The following is a 19225-nucleotide window of genomic DNA, read 5'->3' as shown; positions in this document are numbered from 1 at the left end:
GATGATACCAGCGGAGTTCAGTGCAGATCTGCTGGGGCAGTGGGTAGGCCAGCACCTGTGGCCCCTGTTCCGGATTGCCAGTTTCCTGATGGTGATCCCCGTCTTCGGGACCCAGCTGGTCCCCGCCCGTGTTCGCCTAGGGCTGGCGCTGCTGATGACCATTCTGATCGTTCCGATGATCCCGCCGGTGCCGCAGGTGGAAGCGTTGAGTGCCGATGCGGTCGTCATTACCCTGCAGCAGATCCTGATCGGCGTGGGGCTCGGTTTTGCCCTCACCGCCTTGTGGCAACTTTTCGTCGTCGCCGGTCAGATGATCGCTATGCAGATGGGTCTCGGCTTTGCGTCCATGGTAGATCCGGCCAATGGCGTCAACGTGCCGGTGCTGTCCCAGATCTACACCATCACGATTACCCTGCTGTTCCTGGCCATGAACGGCCATCTTGCCGCGTTTGAGGTCTTTATCGAAAGCTTCCGTACCCTGCCCATTGGCCTGGAGGGTTTGGGGCAGGGCGGTATCTGGGACCTGGCGCACCGCATCAGCTGGATGTTTGCCTCTGCCATGCTGCTGGCGTTGCCGGCGGTGACGGCCGTGCTGATTGTTACTATCTCCTTTGGTGTGACGACCCGCGCTGCGCCTCAAATGAATATCTTCGCACTGGGTTTCCCGATTGGCCTGATTTTTGGATTGTTTGCCATATGGGTCCTGCACGCCAACTTTCTGCCGCACTTTGATCAGTACACGCGGGAGACGTTCGATTTCATGAGACAGCTGCAGGGCCAGCCCTAGGCACTAACACCAAAGACGCTGAGCCATGGCCGAAGAGAACGACAACAGCCAGGAAAAAACGGAAGAGGCCACGCCCCGAAGGCTTGAGAAAGCCAAAGAGGAAGGTCAGACGGCCCGCTCCCGGGAACTGGCGACCATGGCGGTGCTGATGGCGGGCGCCGGCGGTCTGCTGATGTTTGGCACCAGTCTCGGTGCTGCGCTCGAAGGGATCATGCGCGACAGTTTCGTGCTCGAACGCTCCGCGATCTTTGACACCCGCCACATGAGTATCCAGCTCATCGCTTCCGCCAAGGAAGCGGCATGGGCACTGTCTCCCATTCTGGTCGTGTTGTTGATAGCCGCTATCTTTGGCTCCATCGGCATTGGCGGCCTGCTGTTCAGTGGCAAGGCCATCACGCCGAAGCTGAACCGAATGGACCCCATCAAGGGCCTCGGCCGGATGTTCTCCGCGCGCTCGCTGGTGGAGCTGGTCAAGGCCATTGCCAAGGTCAGTCTGGTGATGGCCCTTGCGGTCCTGATCCTCGATCTGAGAACCGAAGATCTTCTGAGCATTGCAGAAGAGCCTGCCGTTCCAGCCATGGAACACGTGTTGTGGACGCTGGGCTGGAGCTTTTTCCTGCTTTCCTGCGCAACCATCATCGTTGCCCTGGTCGATGTGCCTTTCCAGATCTACGACCATCAGAAGAAGCTTCGAATGACTAAGCAGGAGGTCAAGGACGAGTTCAAGGACACCGAGGGTAAGCCGGAAGTCAAAGGCAGGATTCGCCAGCTGCAGCGCGAAATGGCCCAGCGTCGCATGATGCAGGATGTGCCTACCGCGGACGTGGTCATCACCAACCCGACCCACTATGCCGTGGCGTTGAAATACGATCAGGGCGCCATGGCAGCGCCGGTCGTGGTGGCCAAGGGTGCGGACGAAGTTGCTTTCAAGATCATGGAAATCGCCCGGGAGCACAAAGTGGAAGTCCTCCGCACGCCACCGTTGGCCCGGGCGGTCTACCACAACACCGATATTGGTGAAGAGATCCCCGACGGCCTCTACATGGCCATCGCGCAGGTGCTGGCCTACGTGTTCCAGCTCCGCCAGTTCCGCAAGGGGCGTGGTCCAAAGCCCGGCATGCCTGACCTTCCGATTCCTTCTGACTTGAAGCGCGATATCTAGATTGGTTTCGTTCCCTGGCCTGTGAGTTTCGGGCGAGGGCCGTGCCAGTCAGCGAGTTCAGGAGCGAGCTTCGATAACCCGAACCATCGGCTCCCCGCGGCTTTCCGGAATCGGTAGTGTCCCGTACCACGCCCGCGGATCATGAACCCTCGTGGAGCGGAATCCGCAGGCAAGGAAGTGCTGTCGTGCTTCGTCGTCATTCCGGAAATGGAATGACACTTGGCTCCGTGTGGCGGCGCCGAGAACGGACCCGAGTGCTCGCAGGGTGCCGTCCAGAAGAGGCTGTTTCGGGCGGTAGTAACTCTCGGAAAGATAGAGCGAACCGGGGCGCTTTGCCATCGCCGCGGCCAGGCGCCGCCAGAAGTCGCTGATAACTGCCAGGGAGAAATAGCTGGTCAGCCCTTCGGTGACAATAATCACGGGTCTGGTGTTGTCGAAGACGCGATCGATGACCTGTTCAAGGCAGTACTCGCCACGCTCGGCCAGAATGTCGATCGGGGTAACCTGGTGGTGGTCCCCCAGTCGGCCTGTGGCGAGCAGGCGCAGCGCTTTACGCCCGGCCATGTCCGGCAGGTCCGCTTCGACCATGTGAAGCCGCGGGTGCCGCTGTCGCAGCCGGATGCCCCTGGGAGACATGCCGCAGGCGATTTCCAGGACCTGGTCGATACCCTGGTGATTTATGGCCTCGTCGATCAGATGATCAATGATCAGATGGCGCTGGAGCAGGAAGGTCCGGATGTTGCCGCCGATGGCGGCCTTGCTGGCCGCTTCGAACGGCGTCATCAGGTGATAGAGCCAGCGGCCCTGTTGGGTGGCGAGGGCGTCGTCAGAAAGGCCATACCGGTGCCAGACGGCACCGGTATAGAGGGCGGTGAAGCTGATCCCCGAGCTGTCAGTCGGTTTGGTGCTCATAAATTGCCTTGCCCCATGCCTCGCGACTGCCTGGCAGGATCAGGTTCAGGATAATGGCGGCCACCGCACACAGGGCGATGCCTTCGAGGTGTCCCAGAACCATGCCACCGATACCGAAGACCAGGGTGACGCCCACAATCACCAGGTTGCGCGACTGGGAAAGGTCGACCTGATGACGAATCAGGGTGTTGAGGCCGACCACGGCAATAGAGCCGAACAGCAGGCACAGGATGCCACCCATGACCGGAACCGGAATGGTCTGCAGCGCCGCGCCAAACTTGCCGACGAACGCCAGCACAATGGCGATGACGGCAGCCCACCACATGACCCGGGGATTGAAGTTCTTGGTTAGCATGACCGCACCGGTGACTTCCGAATAAGTGGTATTGGGTGGGCCACCGAGCAGAGCCGCCGAGCTGGTTGCCAGGCCGTCGCCCAAGAGGGTGCGATGCAGGCCCGGTTTTTCGAGGTAGTTCTTGCGGGTGACGTTACCGATGGCCAGGACGTCGCCAATGTGCTCGATGGCCGGAGCGATGGCGACCGGAATCATGAACAGGACGGCGCCCCAGCTGAACTCGGGTGCGACGAATTTCGGCATGGCGAACCACGCCGCTTCCTGAACGGGGGTGGTGTCGACGATACCGGCAAAGGCCGACAGCACGTACCCGGTGATGACCCCGAACATAATCGGAATCAGGCGAAAAATGCCGTGCGACCAAACCGACATGACGATGGTCACCGCCAGTGAGATCATGGCAATCCAGATGGCCGTGTCGTAGGGAATGAGCTGGGTCGCTCCGTCACCGGTGCGGCCCGAGGCCATGTGCACGGCGACCGGGGCCAGGCCCAGGCCGATCGTCATGATTACCGGGCCAATCACCACGGGCGGCAGCAGGGCGCGGACAAAACCCGTGCCGCGAAGGCGAACCAGGCCGCTGAGCAGGATGTAGAGAATACCGGCCGCCATCAGGCCGCCCATAGTTTCCTCCATGCCGAATTTGCCCTTGGAGGCGATGACCGGGGCGATGAAGGCGAAGGATGAGGCCAGGAAAATCGGGATCTGGCCCCCGGTGACGATGTGAAAAATGATGGTGCCGAGGCCTGCGGTGAACAGGGCGACATTGGGGTCCAGCCCGGTGATCAGGGGCATGAGGACCAGGGCGCCAAAGGCGACCAGCAGCATTTGCGAACCGGCGATGGCCTGTTTCCAGATCGGGTCGTTGGTATGATCCTGCATGCTTATACGTCCTTCTGCTTGGTACCAAAGATCTTGTCACCGGCATCGCCGAGGCCCGGCAGGATATACCCTTTCTCGTTCAGACGGTCGTCAACCGAGGCGGTATAGATCGAAACGTCCGGGTGCTTTTCCAACACTTTCTTGACGCCTTCGGGAGCCGCAACCAGCACGAGGGCCCGAATTTCGGTGCTGCCCGCTTTCTTGAGCAGGTCGATGGTGGAAATCATCGAGCCGCCGGTCGCCAGCATCGGGTCCACGATCAGCGCCATTCGCTGATCCAGTTCGCCGACCAGCTTTTCCAGGTAGGTGCTGGCCTCCAGGGTTTCTTCGTTGCGGATCTGGCCGACCACACTCACCCGGGCGACCGGGATCAGGCTCAGGACGCCGTCCAACATGCCCAGCCCGGCTCGCAGGATGGGAACGATGGTGATTTTCTTGCCGTGGATCTGCTCAACGTTGACCGGGCCCGCCCAGCCTTCAATCGTCTTTTCCTGAAGATTAAAATCCTTGGTGGCTTCGTAAGTCAGCAGGGCGCCAACCTCCTGTGCCAGTTCACGAAAATTCTTGGTGCTGATGTCCGCCCGGCGCATAAGGCCGAGTTTGTGTCGGATCAGTGGGTGTTTAACCTCGTGGATTGGCATGGGTCACCTGTGTGTCTGGTTGGTCTGTCGTGGTTTTTCAGCGCGTTCAAATGGCGCAAGGATACCGTATCTGAGGAGGAACGTCAGGCGACACCGGGAGAAAGCCCGGGGAATTCGGGTAAGGAGTGGTACGGATCTTGCGATGCCACCTCCAGAAGGCGCCAGGGCGTCAGACTTTCGACCCTGAAACCCTCTTCAGGTAAAGCCAAGCGGAGAAGAGTCCTGCATGGACAGAGCATTAGTCCTTAACAACGTCAAATCCCTGACGCGGGGAAATCTGGGCATTCCCATTATGCTGATGGGGCTTCTGGGCATGATGATCCTGCCGATGCCCGCGTTCCTGCTGGACGTTTTCTTCACTTTCAACATTACCCTGTCCATCGTCATCCTGCTGGTGTGTGTTTACGCCATGCGCCCTATGGAATTTGCCTCCTTCCCCACGGTGCTGCTAGTGGCGACGCTTCTGCGACTAGCCCTTAACGTGGCTTCCACCCGCATCGTACTGCTGGAAGGTCATGAGGGTGGAGACGCTGCAGGTAAGGTGATCGAGTCTTTTGGTGCCGTGCTGATTGGTGGCAACTACGCCGTGGGGCTTGTGGTCTTCGCCATCCTGATGATCATCAACTTCCTGGTGGTTACCAAGGGCGCCGGCCGGGTCTCCGAAGTCAGCGCCCGCTTTACCCTCGACGCCATGCCGGGCAAGCAGATGGCCATCGACGCCGACCTGAACGCCGGTTTGATCAACCAGGACGAAGCCAAGCATCGCCGGTCGGAGATTGCCCAGGAAGCCGACTTTTACGGCTCGATGGATGGCGCCTCGAAGTTCGTCAAAGGCGATGCGGTTGCCGGCCTTCTGATTCTTGCAATCAACATCATCGGTGGCGTGGCCATTGGCATGTTGCAGCACGATTTGACCTTCGGGCTGGCCATGCAGCGTTATGCACTGCTGACCATCGGTGACGGGCTGGTGGCCCAGATACCCTCACTGCTGCTGTCCACATCCGCCGCCATCATGGTTACCCGGGTGACCTCCAGCCAGGACATGGGCGGCCAGATCCTGAGCCAGATGTTCAGTGCGCCCAAGGCCTTGGCCATCGCGGCCGCCATCCTCCTGATTCTGGGTCTGATCCCGGGGATGCCGCACGTTGCTTTCCTCGGGCTCGGCAGCCTCGCAGCGGCCGCGGCCTGGTATATCTGGAAGCAGGATCGCCAGACCGTTGAGGAAGACGGGGTCTTCCCGGGTCGTGGCGGCGCCGTGGGCGTGCCGCGCTCGACGGGGCAGGATCTGCCGCCCGGCGGAGACAGTGGTGGTGATGCCGGCCGTCAATTACCCGCGCCCGGGGAGAGCAAAGAGTTGGGCTGGGACGACGTCGCTACGGTCGATATTGTCGGACTGGAAGTGGGGTACCGGCTGATTCCCCTCGTGGACAAATCCCAGGGTGGTCAGCTGCTGAGCCGGATCAAGGGCGTGCGTAAAAAGCTGTCGCAGGATCTGGGCTTTCTGATGCCGTCGGTACACATTCGCGACAACCTGGACCTGATGCCCAACGTTTACCGCATCACGCTGATGGGCGTGACCATCGCTGAGGCTGAGATCCATCCGGAGCGGGAACTGGCCATCGATCCCGGCCAGGTGTTCGGGAAGGTCGAGGGAATCCAGGGCAAGGATCCGGCTTTCGGGCTGGATGCCATCTGGATCGAGCCTGACAAAAAGGACCAGGCCCAGACTCTGGGCTACACCGTGGTTGATGCCAGTACCGTGGTTGCGACCCATCTGAACCAGGTGTTGCAGAAGCATGCCCATGAGCTGCTGGGGCACGAGGAAGTGCAGAAGTGGCTGGATCAGTTGGAGAAAGTGTCGCCGAAGCTGGCCGAGGAGCTGGTGCCGACGACGGTGTCCATCAGCCTGTTGCTCAAGGTGCTGCAGAACCTGTTGAAGGAAGAGGTCCCCATTCGGGATATGCGCTCGATTGCCGAGGCCATCGTCAACGTTCATCCCAAGAGTCAGGATCCGAAACTGCTGACTACGGTGGCGCGCCAGTCCCTGCGACGGATGATCGTTCAGAGTATCTGTGGCAACGAATCGGAGATTCCGGTCATCACCCTCGATCCGGATCTGGAACAGTTATTGCTAAAGTCTGTTCAACAGAGTCAACAATCCGGCGGTCAGGACGACATCGGTCTGGTTCTGGAGCCGAACATGGTGGAGAAGCTGCAGCGTTCCCTGCAGGACAGTGTTCAGCGCCAGGAAATGCTGGGCAAGCCGGCAATTCTGCTGGTTTCCGGACCGTTGCGACCGGTACTGGCGAGGTTTGCGAGCTACGGGGTAGAGCGCCTGCACGTGCTCTCCTACCAGGAAATACCGGATAACAAACAGATCACTATCGTGGCGTCCGTCGGTCAGTAATGACACGGACCACAACGCGGCCAGCGCCCGCAAAGGGGTTGCCGGTGGAGGATGAGTCAGTATGAAAGTAAAACGGTTTTTCGCTCAGAGCATGGCAGAGGCGCTGAAGCAGGTCAGTGAGCAGATGGGGCCGGATGCCGTGATTCTTTCCAATCGTCGTGTTGACGGTGGCGTCGAAATCGTGACGGCACTGGACTACGACGAGAACATGGCGCGCCAGCGACTGGGTGACAAGGCCGAGTCTGCCATCAACGGGTCGCGGCTGGCGGAAATGCAGGCCGACCAGCATCGCCGGCTCGAGGACGAGCTGAACCGTTCCCGTGATCGAATCCGTGAAGTGCGGGAAAAGCGGGCAAAAGCGGGTGCAACCTATTCCGGCGCCACGTTTGCGGATCTGAACGAGGCAGCCTCGTCCGGCTTTGACGAGTCGGTGGCAGCGTCTGCGCCGAATGCTCGGGGGTATTCCGATGAGCTGGCCCAGATGCGGGCTGAAATCAGCTCACTCAAGGATATGATGAGCGGCCGTTCCGCCGAGCCGGCAAAGCCAGTCAGCAATGCGCTCCAGCAGCGGCTGGCCGAGCGACTGCAGGAGTTTGGTCTGAGCAGTGACCTGGCGGGTTCGCTGTCCCGCCGTCACAAGGGCGGCCGGCTTGAAGATGGCTGGAAGCAATCCCTGAAAATGCTGGCAACCGGCGTCCGCACCTCGCGCCAGGAATGGCCGGACGAGGGAGGGGTCTACGCGTTGGTTGGTCCGACAGGTTCCGGTAAGACCACCACCATCGGCAAGCTGGCGGCGCGTTATGTGTTGCGACACGGAGCGGACTCCCTGGCCCTGGTGACGACTGACCGCTACCGGGTGGCCGCTCACGAGCAGCTGTTCGTGTTTGGTCGGATCCTGAACGTTCCGGTGCGGGTGGTGGATGAAAGCCATTCGTTGGACGATATTCTGGACGAGCTGTCCGGTCGGCATCTGGTGTTGATCGATACCGCCGGCCTGACCAGCTCGGACAAAGGCTACCAGGAGCAGTTGGCCGAGCTGGCGCGCAGCCACCACAACATTCGTACTCATCTGGTGGTGTCTGCCACCAGCCAGCCGCGTATCATGAAATCCGTGTGGCATTGCTATAAGATGGCAAATCTTGCGGGCTGCGTAATGACAAAGATTGACGAAGCCCTGACACTGGGGGAATCTCTTGGGTTCGTGATGGAAACCGGATTGCCGGTGGCCTATTACACGGACGGGCAGAAAATTCCCGAGGACCTGCACCACGCGGAAGCCATTCCCCTGGTGCGGCTGGCGGTGGAACGGCTGAAACGCCTGCAGCAACAGCAGTCGGTTGCTGAAGGGGCCTGAGCGCGAACGCACCTTTACCGGATGACAGAGTATCCGGCGCGCAGAGCTGGCGCCGTTCAATGACAAGACGAGCCCTCAGTACAACTGGCGAGAGACAAGAATCAACATGAGCAAAGCACATCCGGTACAGGTGATTGCGGTTTCCGGCGGCAAGGGTGGGGTCGGCAAGAGTAACGTGTCGGTTAACCTTGGAATTGCCCTGGCGCAGAAAGGTCGCCGGGTGGTGATTCTGGATGCCGATCTCGGCCTGGCCAACATCGATGTCCTGCTCGGAATAACGGCCAGCCGGAATATTGCCGATGTGCTTTCCGGCGAGTGCGAACTCAAGGACATACTGGTCAGCGGGCCAGGTGGAGTCAAGATTGTTCCGGCCTCATCGGGCACCCAGCGCATGACCCACCTCAGCCCGATGGAACACGCTGGACTGATCAACGCCTTCAGTGAGCTGGGTGACCAGATTGACGTACTGATCGTCGATACCGCAGCGGGTATTTCCGAATCCGTTGTCAGTTTCCTCCGGGCATCGCAGGAGCTCCTTTTTGTCGTCTGCGACGAACCTACCTCCATCACCGATGCCTACGCCCTGATCAAGCTGATGAATCGGGAGTACGGCACAAACCGTTTTCGTATCCTGGCGAACCAGGTGCGAAATGAGCAGGAAGGCCGCCACCTGTTTGAGAAACTGAGCCGGGTGACCGAGCGCTTCCTTGATGTCGCATTGCAATATGTGGGTATGGTGCCCTACGACGAAGCCGTCAAAAAAGCGGTGCAGCGGCAGCGGGCGGTGCTGGACGCCTATCCCCGCGCCAAGGCGTCCCTGGCGATCAAGGCCTTGGCCGATAAAGTGGACAACTGGCCGTTACCGTCCTCGCCACGAGGCCATCTGGAGTTCTTTGTAGAGCGGCTCGTCCAAGTCTGAATCTGATCCAGTCAAAACAACACCGGATACATGACATTGGCGAAACATCTGGGAATCTATCAGCAGTCTGATGCGAAAAGCCCTTCGCGGCTCATTGAAGAGCATGCACCGCTGGTCAAGAAAATAGCCCTTCATCTCATGGCCAGGCTGCCTGCTTCGGTGCAGTTGGAAGACCTGATGCAGGCCGGCATGATCGGACTGCTCGAATCCGCACAACGCTACAGCTCGACCAAGGGCGCCACCTTCGAAACCTATGCTGGTATTCGGATCAGGGGCGCCATGGTGGATGAGATCCGCAAAGGCGACTGGGTGCCCCGTTCCGTCCACCGAAATGCCCGCCGGATATCCCAGGCCATCAAGGCCGTTGAAGACCGTCTCGGTCGCGAAGCCCAGGACCTCGAAGTCGCGCAGGAACTGGGCATGGAGTTATCCGAATACCATGCCTCACTTTCCGACGCGAACAGCGGACGACTTTTTAGTCTGGATGAGCTCAATGAATCCGGGGAGCTGCCGATAGAAGAGGCAGAGACCAGTGATAATCCGCTGGACGGTCTGGCATCCGACGCCTTCCGGCGCAATCTGGCTGAAGCCATTGAAGACTTGCCCGAACGCGAAAAGCTGGTGTTGAGCCTGTATTACCAGGAAGAGCTGAACCTCAAGGAAATCGGTGCTGTTCTGGGAGTGAGTGAGAGCCGTGTCAGTCAGATTCACAGCCAGGCCGCACTCAGATTGCGTGGGCGCCTTGCAGACTGGCGTCGCGACGCAGACGACTGAATGAGTGCTCCCTGTGTCCGGTTCATAGAGCTCTGTAGCTTTTGGTAACCGGCGCTTTACACGGACACCAAAGATCAGACAATAAGTGCTTCAAACAGCGGCCTGCTAGATTTCGAACTCGAAGGTCAAACGAATTCCGGGTGTTACCAACTGGAGGTCCCATTGGACAAGAACATGAAAATCCTGATTGTGGATGACTTTTCCACAATGCGACGGATCATCAAGAACCTGCTGCGAGATTTGGGCTTCAGCAATACCGATGAAGCCGATGACGGCAACACCGCGCTGCCGATGCTGAAGAGTGGCAAGTACGATTTTCTGGTAACGGATTGGAACATGCCGGGGATGTCCGGGTTCGATCTGCTCAAAGCCGTGCGCGCCGATGAAAATCTGAAGACGTTACCGGTGCTGATGGTAACGGCGGAAGCCAAGCGGGACCAGATCGTGGCTGCCGCCCAGGCCGGCGTGAATGGCTATGTGGTCAAGCCGTTCACGGCAGCGGTCCTCAAGGAAAAGATTGAGAAAATCTTCGAACGCATTCAGTAACCTGAGGTCGCATGGCTCTCATGAGCAATAGCAACAAGAACCATCGGAGCCTCGATCCGGAGGTGACAGAGCAGTTGCAGCGCCAGAGTGCGGAGCTGGCCGAAAGCGTGAAGGCCGGAGATTTTGCCCAGGCGATGACCGTGATCAATGAGCTCAGCGAGGTCAGGGATCAAAGTCTCTACCGTGAAGTTGGTCGGTTGACCCGCAGTCTCCACGAAGCCATCCGGAATTTCCAGGTGGATCCACGCAGCGCGGAACAGCAGGAAGCGCTGTCGAAGATGACCGACGCCTCGGACCGGCTCGAGTATGTGGTTCGAATGACCAGCCAGGCGGCCAACCGCACCATGGATCTGGTTGAAGAGACCATGCCGGTGGCCCACACCGTTCGCGATGAGGCTTCGGCGCTCCGGGATGAGTGGCAGCGTTTGCGCCGGCGCGAAATGCAGCCCTCAGAGTTTCGGGAGCTTTACGGGCGCATCGACCGTTTTTTTGCCGGCCTGACGACGGACGCCGACACCATATACAACAACCTCTCGGAAATTTTGCTGGCCCAGGATTTTCAGGACCTCACGGGACAGGTGATCCAGAAGGTCACGACCCTGGTGAAGGAAGTAGAGGAACAGATGCTCAGCCTCGTGGTAATGGCGAGCCATGTGGACCAGATCACCGGCACCGTGCACCAGATTGACGAGACTCAGGTTTCGGCGGAACAGGGCGTAGGACCGCAGATCAAGGCTGATGAGCGTGAAGATGTAGTTTCGGGACAGGACGACGTCGATGATCTGCTGTCCAGTCTCGGATTCTGAATTAATGAGGACTACGCATGGCGTTTGATGCTGATGACGAGATTTTGCAGGACTTCCTCGTGGAGGCCGGTGAAATTCTCGAGAAGCTGTCGGAGCAACTGGTCGATCTTGAGCGACACCCGGACGACAGTGATCTGTTGAATGCCATTTTCCGCGGCTTTCATACGGTAAAGGGTGGCGCAGGCTTCCTCCAGCTCGATGCCCTGGTGAATTGCTGCCACTCTGCCGAGAATGTGTTCGATATCCTGCGTAATCACAAGCGTAAGGTAGATTCAGACCTGATGGACGTGGTGCTTGAGACCCTCGATCACGTCAACGCCATGTTCGAGCAGGTCAGGAATCATGAGGAGCTGACACCCGCTCCGGATGCGCTGATTGCCGCCCTGGATGCTTTTGCACAACCGGAGGGCGACGCCGGACAACAACCCGCGGACCTTCGTCAGGACAGTCCGGATGACTGCGGTGATATCACCGACGATGAATTTGAACAGTTGCTGGATGCGCTTCACGACGGCGGCGACGCGGCCCAGGGTCAGCCCGCCGGTTCCGGTGAGTCTGCCAAGGCGTCGGCGGGCGGGGCCGGTGATGATGACATCACCGATGACGAATTCGAGGCCCTGCTGGACCAGCTGCATGGCAAAGGTCAGTTTGCCGGCGCTCCGGCGGCGGGTGAGCCAGCCGCCGATGCCAGCCCGGACGAGCAGGCGTCTTCGGGCAAAGGCGATGATCTGATCACCGACGATGAGTTCGAAAAGCTCCTGGACGAACTGCACGGTAAGGGCGGCGGGCCCACGGCAACTGACTCGGGCAAGGTGCCCGGATCTGGGCCTTCGTCCGGTGCAGCGCCGAAAGCGCCTGCGGCCAAGGCCGCTGCACCGGCCCGGGAGACGGCGCCGGCTGCCGAGACCACGGTACGGGTCGATACCAAGCGCCTTGACGACATCATGAACATGGTCGGCGAACTGGTGCTGGTGCGAAACCGCCTGCAACGCCTGGGTGCGGCGAGTGAAGACGAGCACATGCACAAAGCGGTGTCCAACCTTGATGTGGTGACTACCGATCTGCAGGCCGCCGTCATGCAGACACGGATGCAGCCTATCAAGAAAGTATTTGGCCGGTTCCCCCGCGTGGTCCGCGACCTGGCCCGAAGCCTGAAGAAAGAAGTGAACCTCGTGATGCACGGGGAAGAGACCGATCTGGACAAGAATCTGGTGGAGGCGCTTTCGGATCCCCTGGTTCACCTGGTGAGGAACTCTGTCGATCATGGTATCGAAGCGCCGGATGTTCGTGAGAAAGCAGGCAAGCCGCGGCAGGGTACCGTTACCCTGTCAGCCGAGCAGGAAGGGGATCACATTCTCCTGTCCATCGATGACGATGGTGCGGGCATGGACCCGGAAGTGCTGCGCCGTAAGGCCGTTGAGAAGGGCATCTACGAACAGGATGTGGCCGACCGGCTGACCGAAAGCGAGTGTTTCAACCTGATCTTCTCCGCCGGCTTTTCCACCAAGGAGCAGATCTCGGACGTGTCCGGTCGCGGCGTCGGCATGGACGTGGTCAAGACCAAGATCGGCCAGCTCAATGGCCAGATCAACATTGTGTCGAAGTTGGGCAAGGGCTCCCGGATCATCATCAAGGTTCCGCTCACCCTGGCGATCATGCCAACGCTGATGATCATGCTCGGAGACCAGTCGTTTGCGCTGCCGCTCGTCAACGTGGTGGAGATTTTCCACCTGGATCTGACCAAGACCAATATTGTCGATGGGCGTGAATGTATCGTTGTGCGGGACAAGGTGTTCCCGCTGTTCCACATCAAGCGGTGGCTGGTGAAAAACGCCGCCCGTGAGGACGAGCCGGACAATGCCCACGTCGTGATCGTGGCCATGGGCACCAAGCAGGTGGGTTTTGTGGTCGATCAACTGGTGGGACAGGAAGAGGTCGTTATCAAGCCTCTGGGCCGGGCGCTCCAGGGTACCCCGGGCATGGCCGGGGCCACCATTACGGGCGACGGGCGGATTGCCCTGATTATTGATGTTCCCAGCCTGCTGCAACATTACAGCTGACGCTGTCAGGGTGGGGCGAGAGATTGGACTTCGTTAGGAGAAATGGATGACAGTTTCTGTCCTGGTCGTGGATGATTCAGGGTTCTTTCGAAAACGGCTGACGGAAATTTTGACCGGCTCGGGCCAGATCCGGGTGGTGGGAGCCGCCACCAACGGCCGTGAGGGTGTGGAACTGGCCGAGAAGCTGCGGCCGGATGTCATCACCATGGATTACGAGATGCCGGTAATGGATGGCATTTCGGCGGTTCGGGAAATCATGAAGAATCACCCCGTGCCGGTGCTGATGTTCTCCTCCCTTACCTACGAGGGCGCCCGGGTTACTCTGGATGCCCTGGAGGCGGGGGCAGTGGACTTCCTGCCCAAGAACTTCGAGGAAATCGCGAGGGACAGCAGTCAGCTGCAAAAAATCCTCATTGATCGCATTCTGGATGTGGCTCAAAGCCGGCCCGGAGCGCGGCCGAAACCCGCTCCTGGCAAAGCGCCGTCCGTTCCGAGCGGGCACGAGACGGCACCCTTGCGCCCGCGCCCATCCTCGGCCGCCACTGCGCGCCCGGCTAACGTTCCCAGACCCGCGCAGCCGGCTGCCAACCCCGAGGCGCCCAGACGTCCGGCCCGACGCGGTTCCGCCAAGCACTACAGTGTGGTTGGTATCGGCACCTCCACCGGCGGGCCAGTGGCCCTGCAGCGAGTGCTGACATCGTTGCCGTCGTCGTTTCCCGCGCCGATTGTGCTGGTCCAGCACATGCCCGCCAGTTTCACGCCGGCTTTTGCCGAGCGCCTCGATAAACTGTGCAGGATCCAGGTGCGCCAGGCGGAAGACGGGGACGTGCTCAGGCCCGGCCTGGCCCTCCTGGCTCCGGGCGGTAAACAGATGATGATCGAAAATCGCGGCGGTCAGGCCAGGGTTCGAATCCTGCCCGGCGATGAACGCCTCAACTACAAGCCCTGCGTCGACGTCACCTTCGGGTCCCTGGCCCGCAGCTTTCCCGGTAAAACCCTTGGCGTGATCCTTACGGGCATGGGCTCGGATGGCAAGGACGGCTGCCGGATGATGAAGCAGACCGGGTCTGACATCTGGTCCCAGGACGAGAAAACCTCGGTCATCTATGGCATGCCGATGGCCGTGGCCAGGGCCGGTCTCAGTGACGAAGTTCTGGCGCTCGAGGAAATCGGACCGCGACTGATTGAGGGCGTTTCCTGATGGATATCCTGAGCCTGCTGGGAGTTGTACTCGCTTTTGCCGCCATCCTTGGTGGCAACCTGCTGGAGGGTGGGGCCCTGGGCTCCCTGTTTAACGGTCCGGCAGCGTTGATTGTGGTTGGCGGTACGTTTGCCGCGACGATTCTGCAGACGTCCTGGCCGGTGTTGAAGCGGGCATTCGGACAGGCCCGCTGGGTATTCGTGCCACCCTTCATCAGTATGGAGGATGGCATCGGCAAGGTCATTGACTGGAGTGTGAAAGCCCGCAAGCAAGGCCTGCTTGGTCTTGAGGGGCTGGCCGAGCGCGAACCCGAACAGTTTGCCCAGAAGGGGCTCCAGTTGCTGGTTGACGGCGCCGAGACCGAGACCATCCGCAGCATCATGGAAGTCGATCTGGAGTCCCGGGAGCAACGGGATCTGGAATCGGCGCGGGTTTTCGAGGCCATGGGCGGGTACTCACCCACCATCGGCATCATCGGCGCGGTGATGGGGCTGATCCAGGTCATGACCAATCTGGAAGATCCCCAGTCGCTGGGCAGCGGGATTGCCACTGCCTTCGTTGCGACCATATACGGCGTCGCCCTGGCAAACCTGCTGTTTTTTCCCGTGGCGAACAAGTTGAGGGGCATCATCCGCGACCGCACCCGGTACCAGGACATGATGATCGACGGCATCATTGCGATCGCTGATGGTGAAAACCCGAAATCCATTGAAATGCGACTGCGGGGCTTCCTGCAGTAACGATGATCAGGCCAACTTATGCGGCGGCGTAGGCAGTCCCAAGAAGATCTCCACAACAAGGAGCGCTGGCTGATTTCCTACGCGGATTTCATCACCCTGCTGTTCGCTTTTTTTGTCGTCATGTACTCCGTTTCCTCCGTTAACGAGGGCAAGTACAAGGTTCTATCCGAAACCCTGACTGGCGTATTCAATGCGCCGCAACGATCGGTTGAGCCGATCGAGGTGGGCGAGCAGCCGAAGCATTCTCTCGATACGCCCTCCGAGGCCGTGATTCCGCCGGCGGTCACCGAGGCTGCCCGCAATTCCGAGAGCGACGCCCAGGCCCGAGCCGAAGCCCTGCAGACCATGGCCGACCAGCTGGCCCTGGAGTTCGACGAACTGATCGAACAGGGTGTGGTGACGATGGAAACCAGCGACCACTGGCTGGAACTCAGTCTGCCGAACAGTCTTTTATTCGGAAGCGGAGATGCCGAACCCCATTACGACGCCTTTGACGTCGTGCAGAAGGTGGCCCGGGTTCTGCGCAATCGTGATAACGCGGTCAAGGTGGAAGGCTTTACCGACAACCAGCCCATCAATACCCCACGATTCCCCTCCAACTGGGAGCTCTCAGCCGCCCGGGCCGCCGCGGTGGTGAGAATGTTGACGATTGAGGGCATCGAACCGGAACGCCTGGCGGCGGTTGGCTACGGCCGGTTCCAGCCGGTCGCCCGCAATGATACCGATGAAGGCCGACGGCGAAATCGAAGGGTTGTTCTCCTCATTTCCCGTGACGCAAGTGTCCGTGGTGCTATGCGTTGAGCCGCGCGGTACGCGGCACATGCGGATAGCTGCCTTGGCACGGTTCCTGTATTGATCCGGGGCAATTATTCAAGGCCGGCAAGCGTTTGCCGTTTGATCTCATTTTGCAGGCTTGCGAGGGTCAAGTTGCGTATGAACCGGCCGATAAACCGGAATGCAGTGAGTGTGAGTCGGGCTGCAATGACGTTTTCTCTGGAGAAACAAGCGTGCGAATCTGGGCTGTAGCCAATCAGAAGGGCGGTGTGGGTAAAACCACATCCGTGGTTGCGTTGGGTGGTTTGCTGGCCGAACGCGGCGAGCGTGTGCTTGTGGTGGATCTGGATCCCCACGGCTCACTCACGAGCTGGTTCGGATACGATCCGGATACCATTGCCCATAGTGTCTTCGACCTGTTCCAGCATCAGGGCAAGGTGCCCGAGGGGCTTCCGGCCCAGCTTATCACCGAGACGAGCTGTAGCGGGTTGTCGCTGCTTCCGGCCAGTACCGCTTTGGCGACGTTGGAGCGCCGGATGGTGGGGGTTGAGGGCATGGGCCTGATTGTCTCGCGGGCCCTTGCGCAGTTATGGGACGATTTCGATTACGTGCTCCTGGACAATACGCCGTCGCTCGGGGTGTTGATGGTGAACGCTTTGGCGGCGGCCCAGCATCTGGTGATTCCGGTCCAGACCGAGTTCCTGGCGATCAAGGGGCTTGAGCGGATGCTGCATACCCTGAAAATGATCATGCGATCCCAGAAAAACGAGTTGCCCTACACCATAGTGCCGACCCTCTATGATCGCCGGACCCAGGCGTCAGTAAAGAGCCTCAACCTGTTACGCAAGACCTACGCTGACAGCCTCTGGCGGTTTGCCGTGCCCGTGGATACCAAGTTCCGGGATGCCAGCCAGTCTGGCGTTGTTCCGTCTGCGCTCGACGCGGCAACCCACGGAGTTCGAGCCTATGCCCACCTGTTGGAGGATTTGCTTGCCCGAACGGGTTCCGTGAAGGAGCGTCAGCATGCCTGACGAAAATTTGACGAGGCTGTCTGATCCGGCCAACGCCATTGCCAGTTACCTGGATGACCTGCTGCATACCGCGACGGATACTGCGCTGCGCGAGGAGTCGGCCGTTGAAGCTCCGCCGCGGGAGGCCGGGGCCAAAGCGCCGGTGAAAACCGTTCCGCAGACACAACCTGAAACCCGTAAAGCCAGTCCGAAGGTGATGGAAAAGCCGGTCCCGGCACCGAGCGTTGTCGAGTCGCCTGCTCCAGAACCGCCGGAACCCGAGGTTGTTGCCAGTCCGGAAGCCGATCTGCAGCCGGCCGTATCTGAACCGCCATCCCGGCCGGACTGGTCCGGTGCGCCGTTTGAGTGTCTGATCTTTACTGTGGCCGGCCTGCAGTTGGCGGTGCCCCTGATTCTGCTGGGTGCCATCCACCGTATCGAGGAAGGCATCCGGCCGATTCCGGGAAGCCCCCGCTGGTACATGGGCATTCGACCCGATCGCGACCAGAACCTGAGGGTGGTGGATACGGCTGAATGGATCATGGCGGGTCGGGTGCCGGACAATGCCCGTGACAACTACCGGTTTGTCATCCGTCTGGACAACAGCGACTGGGGTCTGGCCTGCGACGACGTGGCGCAGTCCTTCACGCTGAAGCCGGATGAGGTGCGCTGGCGTACCTCTCGCAGTAAGCGACCCTGGCTGGCCGGAACGGTCATTGACCATATGTGCGCCCTGATCGATGTGCGCACCATGGCCGACCTTCTCGTCAGGGCCGAGCGTGAACACCATCTCGACCTGAGTTGAGAAAAAACCGGTTACCGATTGAAACTGTGCCGCGCTGGCACGGTTTGTGCCCATAAATATAGTATTGGGCACTGATGATGATTTTTTGACGATCAGGTTGCCCGTCGGGCAGCCACACAGGAGACACAGTGCTATGGCATCCCCGAGCGGACAACACAATCAGGTCCAGGACGATCAGGTACTGCAGTACGTGACCTTCCGTCTGGATGACGAGACCTACGGCCTGAATGTCATGCAGATCCAGGAAGTGCTGAGGTACACGGAGATAGCCCCGGTCCCGGGTGCCCCCGATTATGTCCTCGGGATCATCAATCTGCGGGGCAACGTCGTCACGGTCATCGATACCCGGCGCCGGTTTGGACTGGCGGACGCGGAAGTGAACGATGCGACCCGAATTGTGGTGATGGAATCGGACAATCAGGTCATGGGTATTCTGGTGGATTCCGTGGCCGAAGTGGTCTACCTGAAGTCCAGCGAAATTGAGACTGCACCGAACGTGGGTAATGAGGAAAGTGCCAAGTTTATCCAGGGCGTGTGCAACAAGGATGGTGAGCTGATCATCCTGGTTGAATTCGACAAAATGTTGTCAGAGAACGAATGGGCTGAAATCGCCGCACTGTAACCGGGAACTCCTCGCCTGGCAGTGCCTCGGATGGACGCCTTTCGTCATAAATCACGGGAGACGTCCGTCATGTTTGCAGAAATTCCGTCCTATCTTCCCTGGGGGCTGACTGTTGCGGCCTTGTCACTGGTTCTGGTTCAGGGCGTTGTTCACGGACGCCAGATCCGGCAGCTGAAATCCTCGCTCAAGGACCGCTGCGATATCCTTGGCCGGGAACTGCACGCGACCACCAGCGGCAGCGTCGGCGTTGGCCAGCGGCTGGTCGCCTGCGAACGACAGCTTCACGAACTGAGAACCACACTGGACGAGATGCGCCAGAACGACCCGCTGCGAATCTCCTACGACGAGGCCTCCCGCTTAGTGGACCTGGGTGCCGATATCGACGACCTCATGAATACCTGCGGTATCTCCCGCCCCGAAGCCGAACTGGTATCCGCCTTGAAACGGCGACAGGCGGCGTAACCCCAC

General features: G+C 59.8%; 19 protein-coding genes. 16 read left to right on the top strand and 3 right to left on the bottom strand.

The features are described from left to right. The first annotated feature begins 1 nt into the window (after nucleotide 1). Together fliR and flhB are read left to right on the top strand one after the other, a co-directional pair. Nucleotides 2–787 (top strand): flagellar biosynthetic protein FliR, encoded by a 786-nt coding sequence (gene fliR / locus K0B93_RS05140; RefSeq protein ID WP_219866190.1) that lies wholly within the window; start codon nucleotides 2–4, stop codon nucleotides 785–787. A gap of 25 nt (nucleotides 788–812) precedes the next feature. After that, nucleotides 813–1949, top strand: a complete 1137-nt coding sequence (gene flhB / locus K0B93_RS05135; RefSeq protein ID WP_219866189.1) for a flagellar biosynthesis protein FlhB — start codon at nucleotides 813–815, stop codon at nucleotides 1947–1949. Between the two features lie 57 nt (nucleotides 1950–2006). Here flhB and K0B93_RS05130 read toward each other — a convergent pair whose 3' ends face one another. From K0B93_RS05130 to upp, 3 genes are read right to left on the bottom strand one after another with little or no spacing between them, the layout of a single operon-like run. Further along, on the bottom strand, nucleotides 2007–2861 hold the full coding sequence (locus K0B93_RS05130) for a class I SAM-dependent methyltransferase (protein WP_219866188.1): 855 nt from the start codon (nucleotides 2859–2861) through the stop codon (nucleotides 2007–2009). After that, nucleotides 2842–4098, bottom strand: coding sequence for a uracil-xanthine permease family protein (locus K0B93_RS05125; protein ID WP_219866187.1), 1257 nt, complete (start codon nucleotides 4096–4098; stop codon nucleotides 2842–2844). Before K0B93_RS05125 ends, K0B93_RS05130 begins: the two co-directional genes overlap by 20 nt. Before the next feature lie 2 nt (nucleotides 4099–4100). Beyond that, entirely contained in the window at nucleotides 4101–4739 is a 639-nt protein-coding gene (gene upp, locus K0B93_RS05120) for a uracil phosphoribosyltransferase (RefSeq protein WP_219866186.1), read from the bottom strand. 226 nt (nucleotides 4740–4965) lie between these two features. On the opposite strand from upp, the gene flhA reads away from it, so the two are divergent. From flhA to K0B93_RS05050, 14 genes are all read left to right on the top strand, one after another. Next, nucleotides 4966–7146: a flagellar biosynthesis protein FlhA gene (gene flhA, locus K0B93_RS05115; protein WP_219866185.1), complete on the top strand. Its 2181-nt coding sequence runs from the start codon at nucleotides 4966–4968 to the stop codon at nucleotides 7144–7146. 61 nt (nucleotides 7147–7207) lie between these two features. Further along, entirely contained in the window at nucleotides 7208–8500 is a 1293-nt protein-coding gene (gene flhF / locus K0B93_RS05110) for a flagellar biosynthesis protein FlhF (protein WP_219866184.1), read from the top strand. Nucleotides 8501–8606: 106 nt separating this feature from the next. Continuing rightward, nucleotides 8607–9419, top strand: coding sequence for a MinD/ParA family protein (locus K0B93_RS05105; RefSeq protein ID WP_219866183.1), 813 nt, complete (start codon nucleotides 8607–8609; stop codon nucleotides 9417–9419). A 30-nt stretch (nucleotides 9420–9449) separates the two neighbouring features. After that, entirely contained in the window at nucleotides 9450–10193 is a 744-nt protein-coding gene (locus tag K0B93_RS05100; RefSeq protein WP_219866182.1) for an RNA polymerase sigma factor FliA, read from the top strand. Nucleotides 10194–10355: 162 nt separating this feature from the next. Continuing rightward, on the top strand, nucleotides 10356–10739 hold the full coding sequence (cheY, locus tag K0B93_RS05095; protein WP_219866181.1) for a chemotaxis response regulator CheY: 384 nt from the start codon (nucleotides 10356–10358) through the stop codon (nucleotides 10737–10739). 20 nt (nucleotides 10740–10759) lie between these two features. After that, nucleotides 10760–11545, top strand: a complete 786-nt coding sequence (locus K0B93_RS05090; RefSeq protein ID WP_219866180.1) for a protein phosphatase CheZ — start codon at nucleotides 10760–10762, stop codon at nucleotides 11543–11545. 17 nt (nucleotides 11546–11562) lie between these two features. Then, a complete protein-coding gene (locus K0B93_RS05085; RefSeq protein WP_219866179.1) occupies nucleotides 11563–13605 on the top strand; it encodes a chemotaxis protein CheA in 2043 nt (680 codons plus the stop codon). A gap of 46 nt (nucleotides 13606–13651) precedes the next feature. Continuing rightward, nucleotides 13652–14806: a protein-glutamate methylesterase/protein-glutamine glutaminase gene (locus K0B93_RS05080; protein WP_219866178.1), complete on the top strand. Its 1155-nt coding sequence runs from the start codon at nucleotides 13652–13654 to the stop codon at nucleotides 14804–14806. Continuing rightward, nucleotides 14806–15546, top strand: coding sequence for a flagellar motor protein (locus K0B93_RS05075; RefSeq protein ID WP_219866177.1), 741 nt, complete (start codon nucleotides 14806–14808; stop codon nucleotides 15544–15546). The genes K0B93_RS05080 and K0B93_RS05075 overlap by 1 nt, the downstream gene beginning before the upstream one ends. Nucleotides 15547–15564: 18 nt before the next feature. Next, on the top strand, nucleotides 15565–16347 hold the full coding sequence (gene motD, locus K0B93_RS05070) for a flagellar motor protein MotD (protein ID WP_219866176.1): 783 nt from the start codon (nucleotides 15565–15567) through the stop codon (nucleotides 16345–16347). A gap of 206 nt (nucleotides 16348–16553) precedes the next feature. Next, nucleotides 16554–17351: a ParA family protein gene (locus K0B93_RS05065; protein WP_219866175.1), complete on the top strand. Its 798-nt coding sequence runs from the start codon at nucleotides 16554–16556 to the stop codon at nucleotides 17349–17351. Further along, nucleotides 17344–18135, top strand: a complete 792-nt coding sequence (locus K0B93_RS05060) for a chemotaxis protein CheW (RefSeq protein ID WP_219866174.1) — start codon at nucleotides 17344–17346, stop codon at nucleotides 18133–18135. Before K0B93_RS05065 ends, K0B93_RS05060 begins: the two co-directional genes overlap by 8 nt. Nucleotides 18136–18268: 133 nt before the next feature. Beyond that, nucleotides 18269–18757: a chemotaxis protein CheW gene (locus K0B93_RS05055; protein ID WP_219866173.1), complete on the top strand. Its 489-nt coding sequence runs from the start codon at nucleotides 18269–18271 to the stop codon at nucleotides 18755–18757. A gap of 69 nt (nucleotides 18758–18826) precedes the next feature. Further along, entirely contained in the window at nucleotides 18827–19219 is a 393-nt protein-coding gene (locus K0B93_RS05050) for a DUF2802 domain-containing protein (RefSeq protein WP_219866172.1), read from the top strand. Nucleotides 19220–19225 lie beyond the last annotated feature (6 nt).

The organism is Marinobacter sp. F4218 (assembly GCF_019443085.1).
Classification (GTDB): domain Bacteria; phylum Pseudomonadota; class Gammaproteobacteria; order Pseudomonadales; family Oleiphilaceae; genus Marinobacter; species Marinobacter albus.
This window is presented reverse-complemented; position numbering and strand designations above follow the sequence as displayed.